This is a genomic window from Methylobacillus arboreus, from assembly GCF_020532725.1.
GTDB classification, from domain to species: Bacteria; Pseudomonadota; Gammaproteobacteria; order Burkholderiales; family Methylophilaceae; genus Methylobacillus; species Methylobacillus arboreus.
On record NZ_JAJAVC010000003.1, the window covers coordinates 699,016 to 722,827 of the forward strand.

Here is a 23,812-nt window from a genome sequence, read left to right on the forward strand (position 1 = left end):
ATTGAAGTGATAACGCCATCTGAAACTGAACAGTTGGCAAGCTTGCCTTTGGCAATCGCCCAGGCGCTGGCCCGGCAGTTTGCCAAGACTGCCGTGGCCAGGGATCAGCAAGGAGGCACGCCCAAGGCCGAGCGGGACCAGATCCGTGCCAGTGGCCTGCTTGGGTTGATTATCCCTGAAGAGCTTGGCGGGTTGGGTGCTAGCTGGGTAGATACGTTGGAAATCGTGCGTGAGTTCGCACGTGTGGATAGCTCGATTGCCCAGGTATTTGCCTTCCAGCATTTGATGCTGGCAACAGTGCGTCTGTTTGGCACAGAGGCACAGTGGAGGCCCTGGTTTCGCCAAACCGCTGAAAATAACTGGTTTTGGGGTAATGCACTTAACCCCTTGGATACGCGGACTGGTAGCCAGTTTGAGGCAGGGCAACGCGAATTCCACGGAAAAAAGAGCTTTTGTTCCGGTGCCACGGATTCTGACATGTTGATTGCATCGGCGATTGATGCTGAAACCAAGAAGCTGTTGATTGCCGCCATTCCCACTGCTCGCAAGGGCGTGATCCTGCATCAGGACTGGGACAATATCGGCCAGCGGCAGACGGATAGCGGCAGTGCGGATTTTGACCATGTGCGCGTGGATGAATCCGAGCTGCTGACGCAGCCTGGCCCGCTCAGCACGCCGTTTGCCTGTCTACGTCCCTTGATTGCGCAGCTGATCTTTTCCAATATCTATCTCGGCATTGCCGAGGGGGCATTGGCAGAAGCGCGGCAATACACCCTCAAACAGTCACGTGTATGGTGTGGGTCATTGGCGGCCGAAATCCAACAGGAGCCTTATACCTTGTTGCATTACGGCGAGTTCTGGGTAGAGCTGGAAGGCGCACGCCTATTGACCAACCGGGCAGCAGCCCTGCTGGATGCTGCATGGGGCAAGGCTGAATCCCTGACGCCGGCAGAGCGTGGCGAAGTGGCGATTGCCGTGACAGCGGCCAAGGTGGCGACTACCAGGAGCGGGCTAGACATCACCCATCGCATGTTCGAGGTCACCGGTGCGCGGGCGACGACTGCTGCATTGCGGCTGGATCGATTCTGGCGCAATTTGCGGGTGTATACCTTGCATGACCCGGTGGACTTCAAGTTACGGGAGCTGGGCGACTGGGCGTTGAACGGCGAGTATCCCACACCTTCGTTCTATTCCTGAGTGACTGATCAAACAGGATAAATACCAGTACCTATATTTTTCAGGCATTGCAATAAAAAACGGCCTCTGGAAAGAGGCCGTTCAAAAGTAAATCGACCTATATCCAAGGGTGGCGCGGTGGCTTGACGTTGTTCAATGCATAGTTGCCCACGGCGTAGTATTTCCAGCGTACCGGGTCATGCAGTGTGTGGGTGCGGGCATTGCGCCAATGGCGGTCGAGGTTGAACTGGCCCAGGGTGGAGCGGGTACCAGCAAGCTCGAACAGCTTGCTTGCTGCGAGCAGCGCTGTCTCGGTGCTCAATACCTTGGCTTCCGCTACGGCAATCGAGGCTACAGCCACGGTATCCTCATTCGGTTCACGCTGGGCAACATCAAGCAGTTCACCTGCGCGACGCAGCAAGGCATCGGTTGCGTGGACGCGAATCTGGATATCACCGATGTCCTTGATGGTCAGTGGATCCTCATAGCCATGCTCAAGCGCGCTATCAATCCACGGACGGGTATGGTTGCGCACAAAATGGATGGTGTCGCGCAATGCGGCACGTGCGATGCCGGTATCGACTGCTGCCTGGATGATCTGCGCAATCGGGCCCATGCTGGTTGGGCGGTCGAAGGCCAGGTGATGCAGCAGGACATATTCCTCAGGCACAAAGATATTTTCGAGGATGGTAGTGCCGCTCGCAGTGGTGCGCTGGCCGAAGCTGGACCAGTCGTCAATGACGGTCAGCCCTGGCGTGCCTTTCTTCACAAAGGCCACAATGGTGTTGTCATGCTCGTTCTTGGCAATCACAGGAACCCAATCCGCCAATAGCGCGCCGGAAGAATAGAACTTCTTGCCTGAAAGCAGGTAGCCGCCTTCAGCCGGGGTGATGCGGGTTTGAACATCATTGACGCTCTTGGTACCGATTTCCGAGAAGGCGTTGCCAAAGCGTACGCCCTGCAATACCAAGTCAAAGAAGAACTTTTTCTGGAAATCCGTGCCATCCAGGCGAATGCCTTCCACCATATAAAGGTGGTTCTGCGGGATCTGCCCAATGCTGGGGTCTGCCTCCGAGATGATCGCGATCACTTCGGCCAGCGTGGTGTTGGAAACAAAGGCACCGCCGTATTCTCGCGGTACGGTGATTCCCCACAGGCCGCTTTGCGAAAACAGGTCCAGCTCAGGTGCAGGCAGGCGGCGCTGGGCATCGCGAACGGCGGCCTCCTTGCTGATTTCGGCTGCAACTTTATATGCCACTTCAATGGCTTCTGCATCGGTCTTGATGATATGGGCACGCGGGCGTGATAACGCCTGTTCTTCAGAATCTTCAATCGGTACGGATGTAGCTGTCATGGATAACCTCTTTCAATGATCAAACAAACAATATGGTCGGGATACAACGATCCTGAATGCATATCTGCATTTAGCATGCCATGTTGTTAACCAATTGAAATATATGGGATTAATATTGATTTATATGGGGAATACTATTCCGGTAGCAGCATGCTGCTGGAACTATGCTGCTCATTCAGCATGATTTCTACTGGTTAGGCCGCGTAAACATGGATTGATCTTTGATGGCCTGCTGATTGACAAGCACATCTTCAGCATTCAGCCTGCCTGGCAACAGGAAAAATATCCATGTTTTCCAATAACTATTTGAATAATAATAATTTTTAATGCTGGCACGCTTGCTGCTATCTACTAACTGTTATTTGCAGTAGGCGAAACCACTGCAATCAGGAATAAGTAGATTAGGGGCAAGCATGGGTAAAAAGTTAAAACTGGTGGCTGTGTCAGGGAGCTTGAGCAACCCTTCGCGGACGACGACGCTATTAAGCGCCATTGTTGGCGAGTTGCAGAAAAAGCTGCCACTGGATGTGCATTTTATTGAGTTGCAAAAGCTGGGCCCATTGCTGGGAGGCAGTTTGAGCCGCCTGGAACTGCCCCAGCCTGCGGTTGATGAAATTATCAAGATAGAAGAAGCCGACCTCCTGGCTGTGGCGACACCGGTATACCGGGCGTCAGTCACCGGCCTGTTCAAGCACCTGTTCGATTTTGTCGGCCATGAAACCTTGTTTAATACTCCGGTGTTGCTTGCAGCCACTGGCGGCAGCGATCGACATGCGCTGGTCATCGATCATCAGCTCCGGCCGTTGTTCAGCTTCTTCCAGGCATTGACCCTGCCTGTGGGCGTGTACGCCAGCGAGGCCGATTTCAGCGACCTTGATCCTGGCTATGGCATTGGAAGCGATGCGCTGCAGGAGCGTATTGCGCTGGCCGTGGAGCGGGCGTTGCCTTATTTGCAGTCTCGGCTGCCGACCAATGGGACCAGGCAGCCCTTCTTGGTTGAGCTTAAGTGAATGCTACCAACATGGCAGGTTCCCGGAGCATCGTGGAAGCGCTGTTGCGCGTCGATGATATCGAGGTCGTCTACGACGGCGCCATCCTTGCCGTCAGCGGCGTATCGCTGGCGGTGCCTCAGGGAGGCATCATTGCGCTGCTTGGCGCCAACGGCGCGGGCAAGAGCACAACGCTCAAGGCGATCTCCGGCCTGGTGCGCGCCAGCCGGGCTGAAATCAGCCGCGGCAGCATTCACTTCAAAGGACTGGCCAGCACGCAAACGCAGCCTAGCCTGCTGGTGCAGCAAGGCATCGTGCACGTGCTGGAAGGGCGTCATGTTTTCCCGCATTTGACGGTGGAGGAGAACCTGCAAAGCGGCGGATTTGTACGCCGGCCAGGCAGGCAAAGCCTGCAGGCGGGACTGGAACGTATCTATGCTTGGTTCCCAAGACTGAAGGAAAAACGCAAGGTGCAGGCCGGGTACACCTCCGGTGGCGAGCAACAAATGGTTGCCATTGGACGTGCCCTGATGACACGTCCGTCGCTCGTATTGCTTGACGAGCCCTCCATGGGTCTGGCGCCGCTGATCGTGGAGGAAATATTCGAAATTGTCAGCCAGCTCAATGCAAAGGAAGGCGTGAGCTTCCTGGTGGCCGAGCAGAACATCCCAGTGGCGCTCAAGCATGCGCATTACGGCTATGTACTGGAAACCGGCAGGGTGGTGCTGTCCGGCACCGCGCATGAGCTGCTGCAAAACAACGCCTTACAGGATGCATACCTGGGCAAGACGCAGTGAACCGGGTAGTGGCACAAATTGAATAACCATGGCTTGCCAGGCAGGCCTTACATTTATGTTTGAAAGGATGAACCATGAGCAATAGCAAAGACGCCATTAAATTTGCCTACTGGGTGCCCAACGTCAGCGGCGGCCTGGTGGTGAGCAAGATCGAGCAGCGCACGAGCTGGGACCTTGACTACAACGTCAAGCTTGCGCAAATCGCGGAGCAGAGCGGTTTCGAGTACGCCTTGAGCCAGATACGCTTTACCGCGGGCTATGGCGCGGAATTCCAGCATGAGCCTGTTTCCTTTTCCCATGCCTTGCTCGCTGCGACCACCAAGCTCAAGGTGATTGCCGCAATCCTGCCGGGTCCCTGGAACCCAGCGGTGGCGGCCAAGCAACTGGCCACCATAGACCAGTTGACCAAGGGCCGCGTCGCGATCAACGTGGTTTCAGGCTGGTTCAAGGGCGAGTTCACCGCGATCGGCGAGCCGTGGCTGGAGCATGATGAACGCTACCGCCGTTCTGAGGAGTTTATCCGCGCGCTCAAGGGCATCTGGACCACCGATAACTTCAGTTTCCATGGCGACTTCTACCGCTTCCATGACTACACCCTGAAGCCCAAGCCCTATAATAACAACCCGCATCCCGAGGTTTTCCAGGGCGGCAGTTCCAGGGCTGCGCGGGACATGGCATCCAGGGTGTCCGATTGGTATTTCACCAACGGCAATACCGTGGAAGGCATCAAGGCGCAGGTCGACGACATCCGCGCCAAGGCTGCCGCCAACAACCACAAGGTCAAAATCGGGGTCAATGCCTTCATCATTGCGCGTGACACCGAGGAAGAGGCCAAAGCCGTGCTGCGGGAAATCATCGACAAGGCAGACCCGGAAGCCGTCAATGCCTTTGGCAATGCCGCAAAGCAGGCCGGCAAGGCCAGCCCGGAGGGCGAGGGTAACTGGGCCAAGTCCACTTTCGAGGACCTGGTGCAATACAACGACGGCTTCAAGACCAACCTGATCGGCACGCCACAGCAGATTGCCGAACGCATTGTCGCCTTGAAGGCTGTCGGGGTGGACCTAGTCCTGTCCGCGTTCCTGCATTTCCATGAGGAAGTCGCGTATTTCGGCGAGAAAGTATTGCCCCTGGTGCGCGAGCTTGAGCAGAAGCAGGCGGCCTTGGCCGCATAAACGCAAAAACAAAGGTTGGCATATGGCAAACAATACCTTACCGCACCAGCTTGCCCATCAGGCCGCAACGCAGCCAAAGCGGATAGCGCTGCGGCATAAGCATCTTGGCATCTGGCATGAGCAGCGCTGGCAAGCCCTGCGCGGCGAGATCGGGCAACTGGTAGATATCCTGGATGGATTCGGCTTTAAGCGCGGCGACACGCTGGTATTGCTGACCCATCCCAGACGGGAGGCCTTATTGCTTTCGCTCGCGGCCCAGTGGCTGGGCGGGATTGCCGCTCCGCTGGATCCCACCCTGGAGGAGGATACGCTGGCCTTGCTGCTGACGCACCTCAAGCCCGCTTTCGCGTTTGCCGAAGAGCAGCAGCAGGTAGACCAGGTTCTCGCCAATAGCCGCCCGGACGTCAGGATCATCTATGCCGAGGCACGCGGGCTGTCGGCTTATTCCCAGATGACGCTGCACCATTACCAGCGCCTGTTGCAGGATACCCCGGCTGCCGCCAGGGCGCCGCTGGCCGAAGCGGACCAGTCTGCATTCGCGCTTTATCGCGTGAATGGCGAGCGCCATGTGCAGGTGGAGCATTTCCGTCATGGCGAATTGCTGGAAGAGGGGCGCCACCTGGTATTTGCCGAACGCCTCGGCCGCAACGAGGAAGCGTTTGCGGCGCGTGTCTTTGCCACCAGCGGCCATTTGCGCTACCTACTCTCGCCATGGCTGACGGCAGGCTTCACGCTCAACTTTCCTGAAAGCATCGTCACCCGGGATGCCGACAGGCGCGAGCTGGGGCCGACATTGGTTGTCGGTACCCGGGACACATACCAGCGGCTGGAATCGCTTGTCAGGGCGCGCCTTCCCGTGCCCGACAGCCTGCTGGGCCGGTTTATCACCTATGCGCTGCGGCCAGATGGCACACTTCTGCAGCGCCTCCTGGGATATTGGCTGGTCAAGCGGCCCCTGCGCGACGTGATCGGCTTCTCGCGTATCCGCGTGCCCTTGCTCATAGGCCCGGCCTTGCCAGCCGAGTCACTGCATTTTTTCAAGAACCTGGATATTCATATCCGCACCTGGGACAAGATCGCCAACTGGCGCACCTTGTCCACTACTACGTCCAGGCATGTGCCATCCGGGCAGGATGCGGCGGCCGACGACATCAAGAGGGTATCGTAATGGCGGGCGCCCCATTACTCGAACTGCAACATATCTCGCTTTCCTTCAAAGGGGTCAAGGCGGTGACGGATATCAGTTTCACCGTGCAGCAGGGGGAAATCTGCGCCCTGATCGGCCCCAATGGCGCCGGCAAGAGCTCATTGCTCAATGTCATCAACGGGGTGTATCCGCCTGACGAGGGCATGGTCGGCTTCAACGGCAACAGCTACCGGAAGATGCAATCGCACCAGGCCGCCGTGCAAGGCATCGCGCGCACCTTCCAGAACATTGCCTTGTTCAAGGGCATGAGCGTGCTAGACAACGTCCTGACCGGCCGCAACCTCAAGGTAAAAAGCAGCTGGCTAGAGCAGACATTCCATATTGGCCGGGCAGCCTCAGACATAGCCAAGCAAAGGCAAAAAGCCGAGGAAGTGATCGATTTCCTGCGCATCAACCAGTGGCGCAACAGTATCGTCGGCACGCTGCCTTATGGTTTGCAGAAGCGCGTGGAACTGGGGCGGGCGTTGGCATCCGAACCCAGGCTGTTGTTGCTGGACGAGCCCATGGCAGGCATGAACAGCGAGGAAAAGGCCGAGATGAGCGGCTTCATCCTCGATACCCAGCGTGAGCTGGGTACCACGGTGGTGCTGATCGAGCACGATATCGGCGTGGTCATGGGTCTTTCGGATCATGTGGTGGTGCTGGACTATGGCCGCAAGGTAGGCGACGGCACGCCGGATGAAGTGCGCCGCAATCCTGAAGTCATTGCCGCATATCTTGGTACTTCACATTAAAAATAAATGATAGGGAAATGAAATAATGGAATTTTTCCTTGAAGTATTAATCGGGGGGCTGCTGGCGGGATTGATGTATTCCCTGGTAGCGATCGGTTTTGTGTTGATCTACAAGGCATCCGGCGTATTCAACTTTGCCCAGGGCGCGATGGTGCTGTTTGCCGCATTGACCTTCGTCAGCCTGCTCGAGCGCGGCGTGCCGTTCTGGGGCGCTTTCGCCGTCACCTTGCTCAGCATGCTGATGCTGGCCTGGGCCATTGAGCGCATGGTGTTGCGCCCCTTGGTCAACCGGCCGCCGATTACCTTGTTCATGGCTACCCTGGGATTGAGCTACATCATCGAAGGCTTAGCCCAAACCTTGTGGGGCGCCCAGGTGCACGGGCTTGATCTGGGTATCAGCGATGAACCGTTCGAGGTCGCGGGCCTGCTGCTATCGCAATTCGACCTGTTTGCCGCAGGTACCGCGGGCTTGCTGGTGCTTGCGCTTTCGCTGCTGTTCAACAAGACTCGCGTCGGCATCTCGCTACGCGCGGTGGCGGACGACCAACTGGCTGCGCTTTCCATCGGCATCAAGCTGCAGAAGGTGTGGATGATCGTCTGGGCCGTAGCCGGCTTCGTCGGGCTGGTAGCCGGGCTGCTCTGGGGCGCGCGGCTGGGCGTGCAGTTCTCCTTGTCGCTCATCGTACTCAAGGCGCTGCCGGTCTTGATTATCGGCGGATTCACTTCCATAGGCGGTGCTATCGTCGGCGGCCTCATCATCGGCGCTTCCGAGAAGCTCGCGGAAGTTTATCTCGGTCCGGTGATCGGCGGCGGCATAGAAAACTGGTTTCCCTACGTGCTGGCCTTGCTGTTCCTGCTGGTGCGTCCTGCGGGGATTTTTGGCGAACGTGCGATAGAGAGGGTATAAGCCATGCTATACAGGGAATCCGGGCAATTCAGCACTTCCTATCTTGCCGAGGGCCGTTTGTTCAAGCTATACCAGCAGCGCTGGGGTTTCTATGCCTTGCTTGCATTCGCTTTTTTGGCCGTGCCTTACCTAGGCAACGACTACTGGTTCAGCGCCATCCTGATCCCATTCCTGGTGTTGTCGCTGGCTGGGCTGGGGCTCAACCTGCTGACAGGGTATGCCGGGCAGATTTCGCTGGGATCGGCGGCCTTCATGGCCGTAGGGGCGTTTGCTGCCTACAACTTCCAGCTGCGCATAGACGGCATGCCGCTGTTGCTGGGGTTCTTTTTCGGCGGAGTGACAGCGGCGTTGGTCGGCGTGGTATTCGGGCTGCCTAGCCTGCGCATCAAGGGCTTCTATCTCCTGGTTTCTACCTTGGCTGCGCAGTTCGTCGTCACCTGGGTGCTAACCCAGTTCGGCTGGTTCTCCAATTACAATTCCTCAGGGGTGATCAGCGCCCCGCCGCTCGTTATCCTGGGGCATGACTTCAGCTCGCCGGCGGGGCGCTACCTGTTGACATTGGGGGTTGCCGCCGCCTTGTTCTGGTTTGCGCACAACATCGTGCACAGCGAACTGGGGCGGCGCTGGATGGCCGTGCGCGACATGGATACCGCAGCGGCGGTGATCGGCATTCCCATCCTCCAGACCAAGCTGCTGGCATTCGCGATCAGCTCTTTCATCCTCGGGATCGCCGGTGCGCTATGGGCTTTTGCCTATCTGGGCACCGTGGAGCCGCACGGCTTTGACCTCAGCCGTTCGTTCCAAATATTGTTCATCATCATTATTGGCGGCATGGGCAGCATATTGGGCAATTTCCTCGGTGCAGCCTTTATTGTGCTGCTGCCCATATTGCTATCCAACCTTTCAGCGACGTTTCTTGCGGGAGTGGTTGATCCAGGACAACTGGAAAACCTGCAGAAGATCATTTTCGGCGCGCTCATCATCTTCTTCCTGATCAAGGAGCCTGCGGGACTAGCGCGATTGTGGCAGGCATTTCGCGAGCGTAGCCGCATCTGGCCGTTGAGGTTCTGAGCGGCCTGAACTCCATCAGCTGATTTTCAAGTGCCTGGTTTTCGTACGGGTAGGGCTTGCTGCGTCCAGAATACCTATAAATTACATTAGGAGATTATTTTAATGTGTTGAATATTAATTGTTTAAGTATTTATGATGTTTTATATTAATCAAGGAGTGTGACATGATGAATATCATGAAAAAGCCATCCGTCTTGCTTGGCGCGCTGGCATTGGGCCTCATCCTGAGCAGCGTATCAGCACAGGCGGCCAACGAGCAGTATTTCCCCTTGCAGAGCTACCGCGTTGGGCCTTATGCCGCTGGCGGTACCGGCTTCTTTGGAGGTTTCATTGACTACCTGCAATACGTCAACCTCAAGGAGGGAGGTGTGAACGGGGTAAAGTTCACCTGGAGCGAGTGCGAGACTGAATATGTGGTGGAAAAGGGCGTGGAGTGCTATGAGCGCCTGAAGAAAGGCCTGAACGGCGCCCCGGCGGCGGCTACCAATCCACTATCCGTAGGTATCGCCTATGCCACACTGGAGCGCTCCACCGCCGACAAGCTGCCGCTGATCACCATCAACCATGGCCGCACAGACTCCACCGACGGCAGCGTGTTTCCCTATGTATTCCCGTTGCAGCTCAATCCTTATAGCGAAGTGTCTGCCATCATCAACTATATCGGCGATAAGTCCGGCGGGCTCGACAAGCTCAAGGGCAAGAAGATCGTGACCCTGTTCCACGGCTCGCCCTACGGCAAGGAAACCAATCCCATCCTTGAATTGCTGGCGAAGAAATACGGTTTCAGCCTGACCTTGCTGGAAGTGCCGCATCCCGGGAACGAGCAGCAATCGCAATGGCTCAACATTCGCCGCATCAAGCCTGATTGGGTGATCCTGCGTGGCTGGGGCGTGATGAACCCGGTAGCATTGAAGACGGCGCAGAAAACCGGGTTCCCGGCCGACCACATCATCGGCAACATCTGGAGCAATTCCGAAGAGGATGCCGCACCGGCTGGCACTGCCGCCAAAGGCTTCATCTCGATTACCACCCATCCCTCCGGCACCAATTTCCCAGTGTTGCAGGATATAGACAAGACCGTGCTCAAGGCAGGTAAGGGCAACTTGCAGGACGCCAAGCGCTTCGGCACGGTGTATTACAACCTGGGCGTGGTCAACGGCATCCTGAATGTGGAAGCGGTGCGCGTGGCACAGGCCAAGTTCGGCAAGCGCCCCTTGACCGGCGAGGAAGTGCGCTGGGGCTTCGAGAACATCAAGCTTGACGATGCAAGGCTCAAGCAACTGGGCGCCTACGGCTTGGTGCAGCCGCTCAAGCTGTCTTGCTCCGACCATGAAGGCGGCGGTGCTGTGCGCTTCCAGCAATGGGACGGCAAGCAGTGGAAGGTAATTTCGGACTGGGTGCAGGCCGACCGCAAGCTGCTGCGTCCAATCATCGAGGAATCCTCGCACAAGTACGCCAAGGAGAAAGGCATTACTCCACGCGATTGCGCCAAGGAATCCTGATTCCATTCACATTCATTGATTGCCCCGGCTAACGGGGCGGAAAGCGGCTTTTCCGATGTGCAGGGGAGTCGCTTTTTATTTGCAGCACCTGTGCTGGATGCCGATAGCAAAAGGCTTTATATTCCAGTCCATGTTCAAGCCAAGACAAATAGAGAAAATCTGAAACAGGAAACCGTGCAAGTCTTGATTGAGGCTTTGATTATTTCCTGATTTTGATAGGTACCAATACTGGAGAGGCTTGCTTCGGGGGATGTTTAATGATCTCCCGTGCTTCAGTGGCAATCTGCATGGCTGAACGCAGGAAAAGCAAGGCAATAACAAGACCAATCAGTATGTCAGGCCATTTTGATGCGAGATAGTAGCTTAGCCCTGCTGCGATGATAACGCTGACATTTGCAATGAGATCATTGCGTGAGCACAGCCAAGTAGACCGCATGTTGATGTCATCCTGACGGTGCGTGTAGAGCAATATAAAACAAATCAGGTTGCTGACCAGGGCCAAAGTACCAACGATGCCCATGGTGGCCGCATCAGGCATGCTATCCACCGCAGTCTTGTATATTGCATCGCTCAGCACAAACAGGCCAAATCCCATCATGAACAGCGCTTTAAGCAATGAAGCCTGAGCTTGTTGCCTAGATGTCTTGCTCAATACATAGAGGCTCATGCCATAGACAGTAGCATCACCCATCATATCAAGGGCGTCAGCCATCAATGATGTGGAGTTGGCAAACCAGCCAGCGACCCCTTCGACAAAGAACATGGACAGATTGATTGCCAAGGCAATTTTCAAGACACGGCCATGCTTTTCCTTAAGAGCCGAAATTTCACATGATTTGTCATCACAGCATGAAGCCATCTTATTGCTTTCAACTGGGTTAGCCGGTTCATTGTACGTCCTAGGATTTGCGGGAGTGGATGTTTTGCACGAAATGGCCTACGGATGAAAGGCTGGCTGGGATAAAAAAATCCGGCAAAGCCGGCACGACACGCTTGGTGTTGTACGGCCTTGCCGGCTGTGAAGTTAAAGAGGCAGTCTTAGAAAAAGTGCGCGATATGGAAGCGCACGGCAATGCCGTCTATATCAGGCTGCCCCTGGTTGCGGGTTTCCTTGTAGTAGTAGGCGTCAATACGCACATTGCTGCCGTTGATCAGGTAGCTGGCACCCAGGTCGTAGCGCTTGCGTTCCAGCCCGGCCAGGGCCACGGCGTTGGTGTCGTCGTTCTCGAAGCGCTCATAGACGAACTTGGGCTGGATCTTGCCGATGCCGATTTCCTGCGGGAAGGTATAGCTGCCGGTCACGAAGAAGCCCTTGCCCTTGGCGATCTCGGGATCCAGCGTATTGTCGTTGTCGTAGCGGTAGTAGGAGCCCTCTGCACCGATGACGCCGCCGCCGGCAATGGCTTTCTCCAGGCGCCCATCGAGGTTCCAATAGCGGTAGTCGCCAGCGTTGGCGAGCGTGCCGGCACCGTCCTTCTGGTAGCGGTAGGAACCGCCGATGGCGAGGATATCCTTGGCGCCATCATAGCTGGCAATGTTATAGAAGCCAGGTTCGGGATCCCAGAAGTTGTAGGAGAGCCTGCCAGCAAACGAAAGGTTATCGGACTGGTTGGACGTGCCGGAGCCGCTGCGGCCTTCGAATGCTCCGACATGGTACTTGAGTTTCTGGTTCAGCAATACGCCCCAGATCGATGCCCCATTGTCACGGCCGCCCAGGCGGTTCGGAGCCTGCTCAGAAAACGGAAAATCGAAAGTAGGGGGATAGTAGGGCGCCGATGCCGAGGCGCGGCTGGCCGGCGGCAGGAAGCGGCCGATAAAGATATTGAAGTGCTCGTTGAGTTCAAGCCCGATACGGGCATCCAGTATGCCAATCCGGTCATCCGCATCCTTCTCGGTATTTAGCTCGAAGGAAACATATTTGTGCACCTTGCCGTAGGTATAAAGACGGGCGCTTTCCAGGTCAAAATCATTGGAACGGTCCCTGCCGCTGGGTGCGGCGTCCTTTTCTGAGCGGTAGCTGGCGCGTGCTGCAACGCCGATATTGATAAACTGGTCCTCGTTGCGGGCAAAAGTCGGGTCTGCATAGGCCGGTGTGGAAAGCACGCCCAGGCTGAGCAGGGCTGGTAATACCCTCGGTCGGTATTGGAAACTTGTCGTTTTCATGTTGTATACACCCTGAAAGATAAATGGAAGATTTGGCAGGGCTGCCCAATTGGGTCCTGCGCTACAGGGTGTATAGGCATTTAGTATGCCTGGTTTAAATTTTATTAATTTTCAATATGTTGTATTAAAAACCTAAAGTGATAACTTGCTGATGAAAAAGCAAGGTGAGGAATGCATGCTTGCCTATAAGCAAGTTTATCCAACTTGATTTTGGGCAGCGATTGCTTTCAGAAACTAGGGGAAACAATCAATTGGATTCTGATTGAAAGCGCCGGCGCACTGTTTCTCTTTTACGCATCTGCATGCTGAATGGTAGGCGAGAGCAGGCCTAGCAGCATTACTGTGCCCCCGAGCAATCCAAGTAATACAAACAGCCAGCGCACCCCGATAAGCTCACCCAATGGGGTGGCAACAGCCAGCCCAACTGGAGCGGCTAAGGCCATCAATGTTGTGAGCAACGCAAGCACCCGGCCATGCAGTTGGTTAGGAACAGTGCTTTGCACAATTGCCATGAAAGGAGCATTTCCCGCTGCATATGCACATGCGCCCAAGGACCAGAAAAGAATGGCAATCCAGAAATACCCAGATGAGGGAAGGGCAGTCAGGGCAAAGGAAAAGCAAGATAGGCCGAATCCCCATAACACCCACCTGGTCCGCTGCCTGGGGGCAAGTATGGCAATCGCTATCCCGCCAATGATCATGCCGATCCCGCCTATGCTTTCAATCATGGCGACTTGCTTGGCGCCTCCAGCAAAATTGACCTTGACCAGCAAGGGAATCAAGGTGAGCAGCGGCATTACGATCAGCACTGCCAACGTCAGCAAGGCATATAGCTGGCGTAGCGCAGGATTATGCCAGATCGTTTCGATTCCTTCCCTGAACTCTGCCCATAAGCTTGTTTGCCCGCCAGCACCCCGTTCTGGCTGGGGGATCGCAAATAGCAGTAGCGGCACGATGCCTAGAATAGCGGTTAAGACATCTATCCCTAGCGCCCAGCCAATCGGCATGAGGCTGATTGCCAGCGCACCCAGAGGGGCCGCACCAATGGTCTAATCCCGAACAATGTCTGATTGAGGCCTGCAGCCCGCGAAAGAAATTCTGCTGGCACCAGCATTGCGGTGCTGGCGGCAGCAGCCGGTTGCTGGAAAGCCTGCATCGCGCTGCGGATGGCCATCATGGTGTATATATGCCAAACATTGATGCTTTCAGTGAGGAATAGGCCGATTAATACCAGCATGCAGGCTGCGCTGACGAGATCAGAGATGATCATGATCAGGCGCCGGTTATAACGGTCGGCAAAGGCCCCGCCCAAAGGGCCAAGTATGGCCTGGGGAAGCAGTGCCATTAACCCGGCCATGCCCAGTGCCGACACACTGCCTGTCGTGTCAGTGATCCACCATAGCAATACAAATTGCGTCAGGGCTGAGCCGATCAATGATAGCGCCTGTCCTGCGAATATGGACCAATAGCGTAGACGCCAAGCATCAATAGAAGAAGTATGGCGGTGTATCAATACTGCCATTCCATATGCTTGTCACCTAAACCCAATCAGACCTTCCACTCTCCACCCAATACTTTGAACAGGTTGATGCTATTACTGAGTGCCAGCTGCTTGAGCTGAACCAGGGTCTGTTCGGCATCGAACAAGCTACGCTGCGCATCCAGAAGTTCGAGGTAGTTGGACACTCCCTTATCAAAACGGCGGGTGGCAAGGCGTACCCGCTCGCGCTCTGCTTCGGTTACTTTGGTTTGAGCCGCGATTTGCTCGTCAATTTGCTGCTTTTGCCCCAATACATCATTCACTTCGCTGAACGCGGTCTGAATAGTTTTTTCATACTCGGCTACCTGGATATTCTTTCGTACGGTGGCAAGATCGAGATTGGCGCGGTTGCGGCCGAAGTCAAAGATGGGCAGGGTAAGCTGGGGGCTGAATGACCAGGCCTTGTCGCTGCTGCCGCTGAACAGCTTGAAGAAATGCTCGTTCACCAGCCCGGCATTGGTCGTCAGGGCAATACTTGGAAAGAACGCAGCCCGTGCAGCCCCAATATTGGCATTTGCAGCTTTCAAACGGTGCTCTGCCGCCCGGATGTCAGGGCGGCGCTCAAGCAACTCGGAAGGAATCCCCGCTGGTATGGAGGCAAAACTGCTGGGATCGAGGGGATCCTTTTTCAACAGCACCTCATAGCGTTGGTCACCCAGTAATAGCAACAGCGTATTGAGGGCCTGGACGTGTTCTCGATTGATGGAAGCCAGTGCAGCGCGTGCAGTTTCCAATTGCAGTTCGGCCGTCTTGAATTCAAGCGCAGTGTCTATGCCTGCGTCCAGCCGCCGTTTGGTGCGGGCGTAACTGACTTCCCGGGATGCCATCGTTTCCTGGGCAAGCGTCTGCCTTTCCAAAAGGGCACGGACATTGAGATAGGCAACCGCGACTTCGGTAATCAGGCTGGTACGCGCTGTCTGTTGCGCCTCCTCTGTTGCCAGGTAAGTTTCAAGCGCTGCGCGTGACAGATTCTTGACGCGCCCGAAGAAATCCAGCTCAAAGTTACTGATACCCACGCCGACCCGGTAAAGGTCGACATCGAATGCTGTTCCTTGGGCGAAAATCTGCTTGCTGCGGTCATAGTTGGCTGTGGCATTGATCGTCGGCAAACGATCTGCACGTTGCACGCCATACTGCGCCCGGGCTTCTTCAATCCTGAGTGCCGTAATCCTCAGGTCACGGTTGTTTCTGAGTGCGAAATCAATCAGTACCCGCAGATCATGATCGGTGAAGTATTGTTCCCAGCTCTCCGGGGCGGAGGAGGTGATGTCAGCCTGGCTGTAATGGTATTCCGTAGGGATGGGACCTTCGGGCCGAGCGTATTCGGGAGCCAATGAGCATGCTGATAGCGTAGCAGCAATTAATCCCCCTATACCCCATTGACGTATCTTCATACAGATTCCTCCGACTCATGACGCTGTGGCTGTTTGATGAAGCGGCCTATCACCGCAAAAAATAAAGGCACCAGGAACACCGCGAGCGCAGTCGCGGTAATAATCCCGCCCAGCACCCCAGTGCCAATCGCCACCTGGGCACCTGACGCTGCTCCAGTAGCCAAGGCTAGCGGCAAAACGCCCACGCCGAATGCCAAGGATGTCATGATGATGGGGCGCAACCGCAGCCGTGCAGCCTCGAGGGTGGCCTCAATGATGCCTTTGCCTTCCGCATACAGATCCTTGGCAAACTCAACAATCAAGATAGCATTTTTGGCTGAAAGGCCTATGGTGGCGATCAGGCCAACCTTGAAGTAAATGTCATTGGGCATATCTCTCAACATCACGCCCAGCAAAGCCCCCAGGATGCCTAGTGGCACGACCAGAATGACGGAGAAGGGAATCAGCCAGCTCTCATAGAGGGCTGCCAGCGCCAGGAATACAATCAGGATAGACAAGCCAAACAGCACATTGGCCTGTGAGCCTGACAAGACCTCTTCATAGGATTGGCCTGACCAAGAGAAGCCAATGCCATTACCCAGCGATTCCGCAATACGGCTGATCTCGGCCATGGCGTCGCCGCTACTATAGCCTGGGCCTGCATTGCCATTGATCGTGAACGAGGGGTAGCCGTTGAAGCGGGAAAGCTGTGGTTGCCCCATCGTCCATTCCATCTTCACAAAAGAGGACATGGGTACTAGATTACCTGCCGTTGTGCGGACGCGCAGCTTGCGTACATCCTCAAGATCAAGCCTGTCCTTGCCGTCAGCTTGAATAATCACTCGGCGGATTTGGCTGCCGTGCATGAAATCGCCGATGTATTCTGAGCCGAACATCGTGGCCAGCGTGGCATTGATCTCATCCATGCTCACGCCCATCGCCTGCGCTTTGCGGCGATCAATGTCCAACTGGACAATCGGAGTCTCCGCCAGGCCAGCGAACATCAGATTGGTCAGCACAGGGCTTTGATAGCCATCCGCCAATAACTTGTCGCGCGCCTCGACCAGCTTGTCGATGCCGACATTCCCGCGATCTTGCAACCGCAAGTCAAAGCCGTTGGATGAACCAAGTTCCGGTAATGCCGGTGTATTGAGAGCAAACACGGTCAGATTGTCGCGGCCATGGAAGCGGCCATTGATCCTGTCGATAATCGCCTGAACGCTCTGGCCTTCCCCGGTACGCTCCTTCCAGTCCTTGAGTGTGGCGAAAATCATGCCGCTGCTGGAGGAGCTGCCGTAAATACTGAAGCCACCGACTTCATAGGCAAACTGCACCGGTTCTTCCGTGGTCAGGTAGTGGCTGACTTCACCGAGCGTTTTCATCGTTTCACTCATGGTGGCGCCTTGGGGCAGCATCACCATGACCATAAAGTTGCCTTGGTCTTCGTCTGGCAGGAATGCGGTCGGCAAGCGTACAAACATGATCGCCACCGCTGCCACAATCGCCCCATAAACAATGAGCCAGCGAATCGGCTTTTTCAGGATTTTGCTGACTCGGCCTTCATATCGGTTGCTCAATGACAGGAACATGCGATTGAACCAGCCAAAGAAACCGCGCTTCTCATGGTGGTCTGCATCCGGTTTTTTGAGCAGGGTAGCGCACAGTGCCGGTGTCAGCGAAAGCGCCAGGAATGCTGAAAAGGCAATCGACACCGACAGCGATAGCGAGAATTGGCGGTAGATATTGCCTACGGCGCCGCTAAAGAAGGCCATGGGCAGGAATACCGAGGTCAGCACCACGGTAATGCCAACGATCGCGCCGCTAATCTGCTTCATAGCTTTGACCGTGGCCTGATACGGCGTCAAGCCTTCCTCTACCATGAGGCGCTCGACATTCTCAACCACCACGATAGCATCATCCACCACGATACCGATCGCCAACACCATGCCGAACATCGTCAGCACGTTGATTGAGAAGCCGAGTGCGTACATGACGCCAAAGGTACCCAACAAGGCAATTGGCACCACGACCGTCGGGATCAAGGTCGCCCGGACGTTCTGCATGAACAGGTACATGACCAGGAAGACCAGCAATACCGCTTCTAGCAGCGTATGTACCACTTTTTCGATAGAGATTTCGACGAAGGCGGAGGTGTCGTAAGGTATCTGGTAATCCACTCCGGCCGGGAAGAACTTCTTCAGCTCATCCATGGTCTCGGTGATGCGTTTCACGGTCGCAACAGCATTGGAGCCAGGCGCCATTTTGACGGCAAGGCCCGCAGCATTTTTGCCATTGACCCGCGACATGACGGAGTAATCGCTGCCGCCGTACTCAACCCGCGCTACATCCTTGAGAAGGATCGCAGCACCATCGGCTTTGGTGCGAAGGGGAATGTTTTCAAAATCCTCAGGGGTGGTGAGTGAGCCGTCCGCCATGATGTTAGCACTGATGGGGGCGTTGTCCGGCACCCCCAAGTTACCCATTTGGCCTACGGTGATACGGGCATTGTGGCTACGGATGGCACTGCTGATATCTGAAGTGGACAGGTTGAGTGAGGTCAGCTTGGCAGGGTCTGGCCATATACGCATCGCATATTCTGGACTGAAGTTCTGTACCTTACCAACACCCTCTACGCGACGTAGCGCCTGCGTGATGTTGGCAGACATAATCTCACCAAGCTCAATCTCAGTGAGGCGATTGTTCTCTGAGGTAATCGAAACGACCAGTTGAATGGTGTCAGCAGACTTTTCAATCGAGATGCCATTGCGGCGCACGACTTCTGGCAACCTCGCCTCAACCGTCTTCAAGCGGTTCTGAACTTCAACCGCCGCCAAATCCGGATTTGTGCCTTGCTTGAATGTCAGACTTAATGATGCTACCCCTGGGCTGCTGCTCGCCGAGGTGTACATCAACCTGGGTGCGCCATTCATCTCTCGCTCAATAACGGCAGTAACGGTTTCCTCGACGACACGCGCGGAAGCGCCTGGGTAACTTGCGGTAATGTTGACTACGGGAGGGGCGATATCCGGGTATTGCGCCACCGGCAATCCACGGATGGCGATAATCCCTGCCAATATGATCAGCAGCGAGATTACCCAGGCAAAGACTGGTCTATCAATAAAGAAACGTGCCATGAGATTGTCTTCTAACTAAGATTATTGATTGGCTTCTGGCGTAGACTCAGCTTCGCCCTGTTTTTTTTCAGACTTGGGTTTCACTGTAGTGCCTGGGGCCAGCATGCCGGGATTGGTCAAGATAATGATTTCCCCACCCTTGAGCCCGTCAGTCACAATCCAGTTAGGGCCTTGCATGGCTTCGGCAGTGACCTGCCTGGCTTCTACCTTGCTGTCCTGTCCAATAACCATCACACTGGAACCGGCAGAAGTTCGCACCAGCGCATCCCTGGGTACCAATACTATGTTCTTGTTCACCGCTTGCTCTAGACGTATTTGCACGTATGCCCCTGGCAGCAGTTCATAGTTGGGATTGGCAAACAAGGCTCTCATGGCCACCGTATCGGTATTGCTGTCCACCGCCATATCCGAGAAGAACAACTTGCCAGGGTTCTTGTATACGCTGCCATCAGGGAACACTAGCTCAACCTGGATGGCGTCTTTTGCCACACTTTGCATACGGCCTTCTTTAATTGCGCGTTGCAACGCCATCACCTCAGAAGCAGGCTGCGAGAAATTGACGTAAATCGGATCGAGCTGTTCTACCGTAGTAAGCGGTGTGGGAGCATCCTGGCCTACCAGTGCGCCTTCCGTCACAAGCGCTCTGCGAGCGCGACCAGCGATTGGCGACGTAACACGCGAATAGCTGAGGTCAAGATTGGCGCGATCCAATTGGGCTTTTGCTGTCAGGAGCTGTGCCTTGGCTTGCATTTCTTCAGCAATCGCCGCTTTGTAATCCCGATCACTGATCGACTGGTCAGTGGCGAGATCCTTGTAGCGTTCCAGCTTGTCTTGTGCATTGGCATATTGGGCTTCAGCAGCAGCCAATGTACCCGATGCCTGATCCCTTGCTGCGTTCAATAATTCGGGATTGATCAGGAAGAGCGGGGTGCCTTTTTTGACATCCTGGCCTTCCTTATACAAGCGCTCAGTCACGATCCCGGCGACACGTGCGCGTACTTCTGCTTGACGATAGGCTTCGAGCCTTCCAGGCAGGGTGACTGTATTGGTAACCGAGGTAAGCTCGGCCGTCATCACAGATACTTCAGGGGCAGTCTCGGCCTCTTGCTGCGGCGGCTCTTTTCCGCAGCCATTAAGAAACAATACAATGGCAATAAGGTAGATGGTGCCTAGGTATGAGCGATATTGAAGCATGGTGATTACGCCTAATTTCAAGGAAGGTATTAAGACTTGGCAATTTAACATGGAATTTTATTTAATCAAACATGGATGATTAAATATTTTTTTGGGTATAATCGCTTTACTTTTTGATCAGAATGGTGACAAACCTTGGCAAGAAAGACTAAAGAAGACTCCCTGCGGACGCGCTCCAGCATTCTGGATGCCGCTGAACGGGTCATTCTCGAGCGTGGCATCAGTTACGCCACCATGGCCGATATCGCTGATGCGGCCGGCGTATCGCGCGGAGCGGTCTACGGGCATTTCGAAAACAAGATCGAACTGGCGATCGCCATGTGCGAGCGAGCAATTGCCCTTGCCGTTGTGCCGGAGCGCGATCCGGCAGTGCCTGCACTTGAGGCACTATATCAAGAAGGCATGTATTTCCTGAAACTGTGTAGCGAGCCAGGGTCGGTCCAACGGGTATTGGAGATACTATATGTGCAGTGCGACAGCAATGAAGATAATCAGCCCTTACTTGAAATTCGCGATCAATGGGAACGCCAGTACAGCCTAGGCACCGAGCAGTTGATTCGCGAGGCAATTGTTACTGGGGATCTACCTGCCGATATCGATATCGACCTGGCTAACTTGTATCTTTTTTCATTGTTCGATGGCATTTACAGCACGCTATTCTGGACCAGCCGGGTTAAAGAGAACAAATGGGAGATTGCCGAAGCACTTTATCGTGCCGGATTTTCCGCTTTCAAGAATGCTCCGGAGCTTCGCGAGAAAGCAGGCTAACCTGCCCCGCACAAGTGTTTGTAGAGGGTCAGGCTGCCGATGCCGATCAGGATCAAGCCGCCGATGACTTCCACTGTATGCCTGGAAGCCGAACCGAGCGCACGGCCCAACATCACGCCAATGGTGACCATCAGGCAAGTCACGATACCAATGGCGAATGCCACTGGGACGATATCGACATCCAGGAAAGCCAGGCTGACGCCCACGCTCATTGCATCGATACTGGTGCCGAATGCCGTCATGGCAAGCAGGATAAAGGAATGGCTGTGAGGCTTTTCGACGATTTTGCTATCAGATTTGAGTCCTGACCATATCATGCGTAGCCCCAGAATCGAGAGGATGCTGAAGGCAATCCAGTGATCCCATGCGGTCACATAATCTGCGGCTATTCGTCCAAGACTCCAGCCCAGCAGCGGGGTGATTGCCTCAATGACACCGAATATGAGGCCGGTGCGCAAGGCTTCAAGTAGGCGCGGCTTGTGTAGCATGGCGCCTTTGCCAATGGCTGCAGCGAAAGCGTCGGCAGACATGGCCAATGCAAGGAAAAGAGTAGAAACGATATTCATGGGTATGAAGCGTTGGTCGGGCACGATGCAAATGGAACCAGACCGCCCAACCTGAACGTACTGGCATCCATTAGTCTCGCCAACCATGATGGCTACCCGTACCACGACCAGGGTCGATTATGTTGATACGGGCGCTTCGAGTGGAAGCAGGCTACTCCCTAAAGATGAGGGGATTTTACTATAAAATACGTTGCTCAGGGTATCAGGGGCGCAGATTTGCGCTAGCGCTTCTGTTTACGCAGCGTTCTTGCTTGGATCAAGCGAACCATCAATTTCATGCCAAAGCTGAGTTTCTTGACGCCGTAGTATTGCTTGAGAAAGTAAAGCCTGTTGCTCAGGCTCAACTGCATTAGGTCGCGGTTAAGTGTTGCCAGGTCATGCAGGGCGCACTGGCAGGAAAACAGCTTTAACCTGGCCTTCTCCAGATCAATCAATACACTGTCAAATTCACCCTGGACATTTTCACGGACGAATACATGCTTGGGGTACAGCGCGCGATGTTGAATCTTGGTCGAGTGCAAGTGGGCCACTGTTTTTGCCACTGAGGCGATCAGCTTTCTTTGCCGGTGAATTGACCATGAGCCGGACAATAACTGGGTAACCACATCGTTCAATGGTTGATAACCTTCAAGCGCGGCAGTCAGCAAGACGGCATTGACGTTGCCGTTCTGTTTCTGCTCCGAGAAAAACAAGGGGGAGGGCACGGGCACCCCGTGACTTCTCAGGTAAAGCAATGTGGCATATTCACAACTGAACGTGGATACGCCACTGAAGGGGTGGCGCCAAGTACGGCGCATGAAATTTTGCTGCCGTTTGAGAAATGCGTAGAACCTTTGCGCTTTGTTAGAATGGTGGATCAATATGCGGCTAACGCCGCTCCAGCCTTGGCGGTGTTGATTGGGCTTCTCAAACCACTCGCCCTGATAATTCCATAACTTGTCAAAATTCCGAACTCCTGATGGAGTGTTGTGAGGTTTTTGCATAGGCCAAAGGGTGAGGAAATATGGGTTAATCCTAACCCTGTAGAAACTACTATTGTGACGATAGCAGGTGAAAGTGGTGATATTTTTGTGAAAAAAGCTACATTGATGACAAAAATACAACACTTGGTATCATCGCTAAATGATTATTGGAATTTCTGGCTAACACATGCATCATTTTTCAGTTGAGCATTTGCTCGCATTCATCATGTTCGCGGTAGTTTCTTCAGTGACGCCAGGCCCCAATAACATCATGATCATGTCCTCTGGCCTCAATTACGGCCCGAAACGCTCATTGCCGCACTTGTTTGGCATTTGCCTGGGATTTGGTTTTATGGTGTTTGCCACGGGGATAGGCTTGCACAGCTTGTTTCTGCAATCTCCCTGGATGCAGATGGTGTTGAAGTACGTGGGCGCTGCTTATTTGTTCTGGCTCGCGCTCAGGATCGGCATGAGCGGCAATCAACTGACTGCTACAAGCCTGCAAGGCAGACCGCTTACATTTCTTGAAGCGGCTATTTTTCAGTGGATAAACCCCAAAGCATGGGTCATTGCCCTGGGTGCGCTGACTGCGTTCCTGCCAACGCCATCCGCTGTTGTTGATGTTGCGATTCTTGCAGGCGTTTATTCACTGGTTGGATTGCCGTGCGTTGCGGTATGGGGGTTGTTTGGATTCGCCTTGCGCAAATTGATGGATAGTCCGGCAAAGCTCAGAATATTCAACTGGACAACGGCAATTCTGTTAATGGCTTCCATTTATCCCATGGTGGCTGGATAAAACTCAGGAACCGTAGAGGGTGGATACGTAGTAAAACACCACGGGGCAGAGCAGCAGATTCATGATGCTTAAAAAGTCTGTCGCCTGGTAAATATGTAATAGATGCTGGTGACGCTTGAGAAATCGCTGCCTGAATTTGCTGGTTTCCTGTTTCTGCAGTGCCTTGATGTCGAATATGTAACGATCGGTGATGAAGTTGATCCCCATCGAGATCGCGGTGCAAAGGATCAGGAATCCCAGGCTGATAAAGAACACTTGCGGATTGCTGATGACGTCGGTCATCAGTAGTGCAAGTGCCGGGAAGAGATAGCCAACAAGCAGCAAAAAGAAGCTTGAATAGACGTAACGCCGGGCTAGGGCACTGTATTCACTCATCGGGGGGAAGAGAGGGTTAGACAAACCGTGAAT

The 23,812-nt window shown here is 54.6% G+C and carries 20 protein-coding genes, 1 pseudogene and 1 riboswitch; of the genes and pseudogenes, 11 read left to right on the plus strand and 10 right to left on the minus strand.

Annotated features, from left to right (window positions below; genetic code table 11):
* Positions 1 to 1,197 (plus strand): acyl-CoA dehydrogenase family protein, encoded by a 1,197-nt coding sequence (locus LG198_RS03305; RefSeq protein WP_407659140.1) that lies wholly within the window; start codon positions 1 to 3, stop codon positions 1,195 to 1,197.
* Positions 1,198 to 1,294: 97 nt separating this feature from the next.
* Here the strand turns inward: LG198_RS03305 and LG198_RS03310 are convergent, their stop codons facing one another.
* On the minus strand, positions 1,295 to 2,530 hold the full coding sequence (locus LG198_RS03310; protein WP_230341736.1) for an SfnB family sulfur acquisition oxidoreductase: 1,236 nt from the start codon (positions 2,528 to 2,530) through the stop codon (positions 1,295 to 1,297).
* 413 nt (positions 2,531 to 2,943) lie between these two features.
* Here LG198_RS03310 and msuE point away from each other — a divergent pair, with 413 nt between their 5' ends.
* The 8 genes from msuE to LG198_RS03350 all read left to right on the plus strand — a co-directional run bounded on the left by msuE (position 2,944) and on the right by LG198_RS03350 (position 10,908).
* Positions 2,944 to 3,540 (plus strand): FMN reductase, encoded by a 597-nt coding sequence (msuE, locus tag LG198_RS03315; RefSeq protein ID WP_230341737.1) that lies wholly within the window; start codon positions 2,944 to 2,946, stop codon positions 3,538 to 3,540.
* A gap of 11 nt (positions 3,541 to 3,551) precedes the next feature.
* Positions 3,552 to 4,316: an ABC transporter ATP-binding protein gene (locus LG198_RS03320; RefSeq protein ID WP_230341738.1), complete on the plus strand. Its 765-nt coding sequence runs from the start codon at positions 3,552 to 3,554 to the stop codon at positions 4,314 to 4,316.
* 74 nt (positions 4,317 to 4,390) lie between these two features.
* Positions 4,391 to 5,488: a dimethylsulfone monooxygenase SfnG gene (gene sfnG, locus LG198_RS03325; RefSeq protein ID WP_230341739.1), complete on the plus strand. Its 1,098-nt coding sequence runs from the start codon at positions 4,391 to 4,393 to the stop codon at positions 5,486 to 5,488.
* A gap of 22 nt (positions 5,489 to 5,510) precedes the next feature.
* Entirely contained in the window at positions 5,511 to 6,656 is a 1,146-nt protein-coding gene (locus LG198_RS03330) for an AMP-binding protein (RefSeq protein WP_230341740.1), read from the plus strand.
* Positions 6,656 to 7,429: an ABC transporter ATP-binding protein gene (locus LG198_RS03335; protein ID WP_230341741.1), complete on the plus strand. Its 774-nt coding sequence runs from the start codon at positions 6,656 to 6,658 to the stop codon at positions 7,427 to 7,429. Before LG198_RS03330 ends, LG198_RS03335 begins: the two co-directional genes overlap by 1 nt.
* A gap of 25 nt (positions 7,430 to 7,454) precedes the next feature.
* A complete protein-coding gene (locus LG198_RS03340) occupies positions 7,455 to 8,336 on the plus strand; it encodes a branched-chain amino acid ABC transporter permease (RefSeq protein WP_230341742.1) in 882 nt (293 codons plus the stop codon).
* A 3-nt stretch (positions 8,337 to 8,339) separates the two neighbouring features.
* Positions 8,340 to 9,407, plus strand: coding sequence for a branched-chain amino acid ABC transporter permease (locus LG198_RS03345; protein WP_230341743.1), 1,068 nt, complete (start codon positions 8,340 to 8,342; stop codon positions 9,405 to 9,407).
* A 166-nt stretch (positions 9,408 to 9,573) separates the two neighbouring features.
* Positions 9,574 to 10,908, plus strand: coding sequence for an ABC transporter substrate-binding protein (locus LG198_RS03350; protein ID WP_407659141.1), 1,335 nt, complete (start codon positions 9,574 to 9,576; stop codon positions 10,906 to 10,908).
* A 199-nt stretch (positions 10,909 to 11,107) separates the two neighbouring features.
* Here LG198_RS03350 and LG198_RS03355 read toward each other — a convergent pair whose 3' ends face one another.
* From LG198_RS03355 to LG198_RS03380, 6 genes and pseudogenes are all read right to left on the minus strand, one after another.
* Positions 11,108 to 11,701: a cation diffusion facilitator family transporter gene (locus LG198_RS03355; RefSeq protein ID WP_230341745.1), complete on the minus strand. Its 594-nt coding sequence runs from the start codon at positions 11,699 to 11,701 to the stop codon at positions 11,108 to 11,110.
* A gap of 245 nt (positions 11,702 to 11,946) precedes the next feature.
* Positions 11,947 to 13,071, minus strand: coding sequence for an OprO/OprP family phosphate-selective porin (locus tag LG198_RS03360; protein ID WP_230341746.1), 1,125 nt, complete (start codon positions 13,069 to 13,071; stop codon positions 11,947 to 11,949).
* A 290-nt stretch (positions 13,072 to 13,361) separates the two neighbouring features.
* Positions 13,362 to 14,521, minus strand: a pseudogene (locus LG198_RS14370) (MFS transporter); the annotation flags it as partial.
* Between the two features lie 98 nt (positions 14,522 to 14,619).
* A complete protein-coding gene (locus tag LG198_RS03370; protein WP_230341747.1) occupies positions 14,620 to 16,005 on the minus strand; it encodes an efflux transporter outer membrane subunit in 1,386 nt (461 codons plus the stop codon).
* Positions 16,002 to 19,118, minus strand: a complete 3,117-nt coding sequence (locus LG198_RS03375; protein ID WP_230341748.1) for a multidrug efflux RND transporter permease subunit — start codon at positions 19,116 to 19,118, stop codon at positions 16,002 to 16,004. Before LG198_RS03375 ends, LG198_RS03370 begins: the two co-directional genes overlap by 4 nt.
* Before the next feature lie 21 nt (positions 19,119 to 19,139).
* Positions 19,140 to 20,312 (minus strand): MexX/AxyX family multidrug efflux RND transporter periplasmic adaptor subunit, encoded by a 1,173-nt coding sequence (locus tag LG198_RS03380; RefSeq protein ID WP_230341749.1) that lies wholly within the window; start codon positions 20,310 to 20,312, stop codon positions 19,140 to 19,142.
* 135 nt (positions 20,313 to 20,447) lie between these two features.
* On the opposite strand from LG198_RS03380, the gene LG198_RS03385 reads away from it, so the two are divergent.
* The gene (locus tag LG198_RS03385) at positions 20,448 to 21,080 is read left to right on the plus strand and encodes a TetR family transcriptional regulator (RefSeq protein WP_230341750.1); all 633 of its coding nucleotides are present in this window, start codon (positions 20,448 to 20,450) and stop codon (positions 21,078 to 21,080) included.
* Here the strand turns inward: LG198_RS03385 and LG198_RS03390 are convergent.
* Both LG198_RS03390 and LG198_RS03395 read right to left on the minus strand, forming a co-directional pair.
* A complete protein-coding gene (locus tag LG198_RS03390) occupies positions 21,077 to 21,610 on the minus strand; it encodes a manganese efflux pump MntP (RefSeq protein WP_268866769.1) in 534 nt (177 codons plus the stop codon). The two genes, LG198_RS03385 and LG198_RS03390, sit on opposite strands and share 4 nt — an antisense overlap.
* A gap of 43 nt (positions 21,611 to 21,653) precedes the next feature.
* Positions 21,654 to 21,818: riboswitch (yybP-ykoY riboswitch) on the minus strand.
* A gap of 49 nt (positions 21,819 to 21,867) precedes the next feature.
* Complete coding sequence (locus LG198_RS03395) at positions 21,868 to 22,629, minus strand: lipopolysaccharide kinase InaA family protein (RefSeq protein ID WP_230341752.1); 762 nt, start codon at positions 22,627 to 22,629, stop codon at positions 21,868 to 21,870.
* A gap of 166 nt (positions 22,630 to 22,795) precedes the next feature.
* On the opposite strand from LG198_RS03395, the gene LG198_RS03400 reads away from it, so the two are divergent.
* Positions 22,796 to 23,404, plus strand: a complete 609-nt coding sequence (locus LG198_RS03400; RefSeq protein WP_230341753.1) for a LysE family translocator — start codon at positions 22,796 to 22,798, stop codon at positions 23,402 to 23,404.
* 3 nt (positions 23,405 to 23,407) lie between these two features.
* Here LG198_RS03400 and LG198_RS03405 read toward each other — a convergent pair whose 3' ends face one another.
* Positions 23,408 to 23,779: a hypothetical protein gene (locus tag LG198_RS03405; RefSeq protein WP_230341754.1), complete on the minus strand. Its 372-nt coding sequence runs from the start codon at positions 23,777 to 23,779 to the stop codon at positions 23,408 to 23,410.
* Positions 23,780 to 23,812 lie beyond the last annotated feature (33 nt).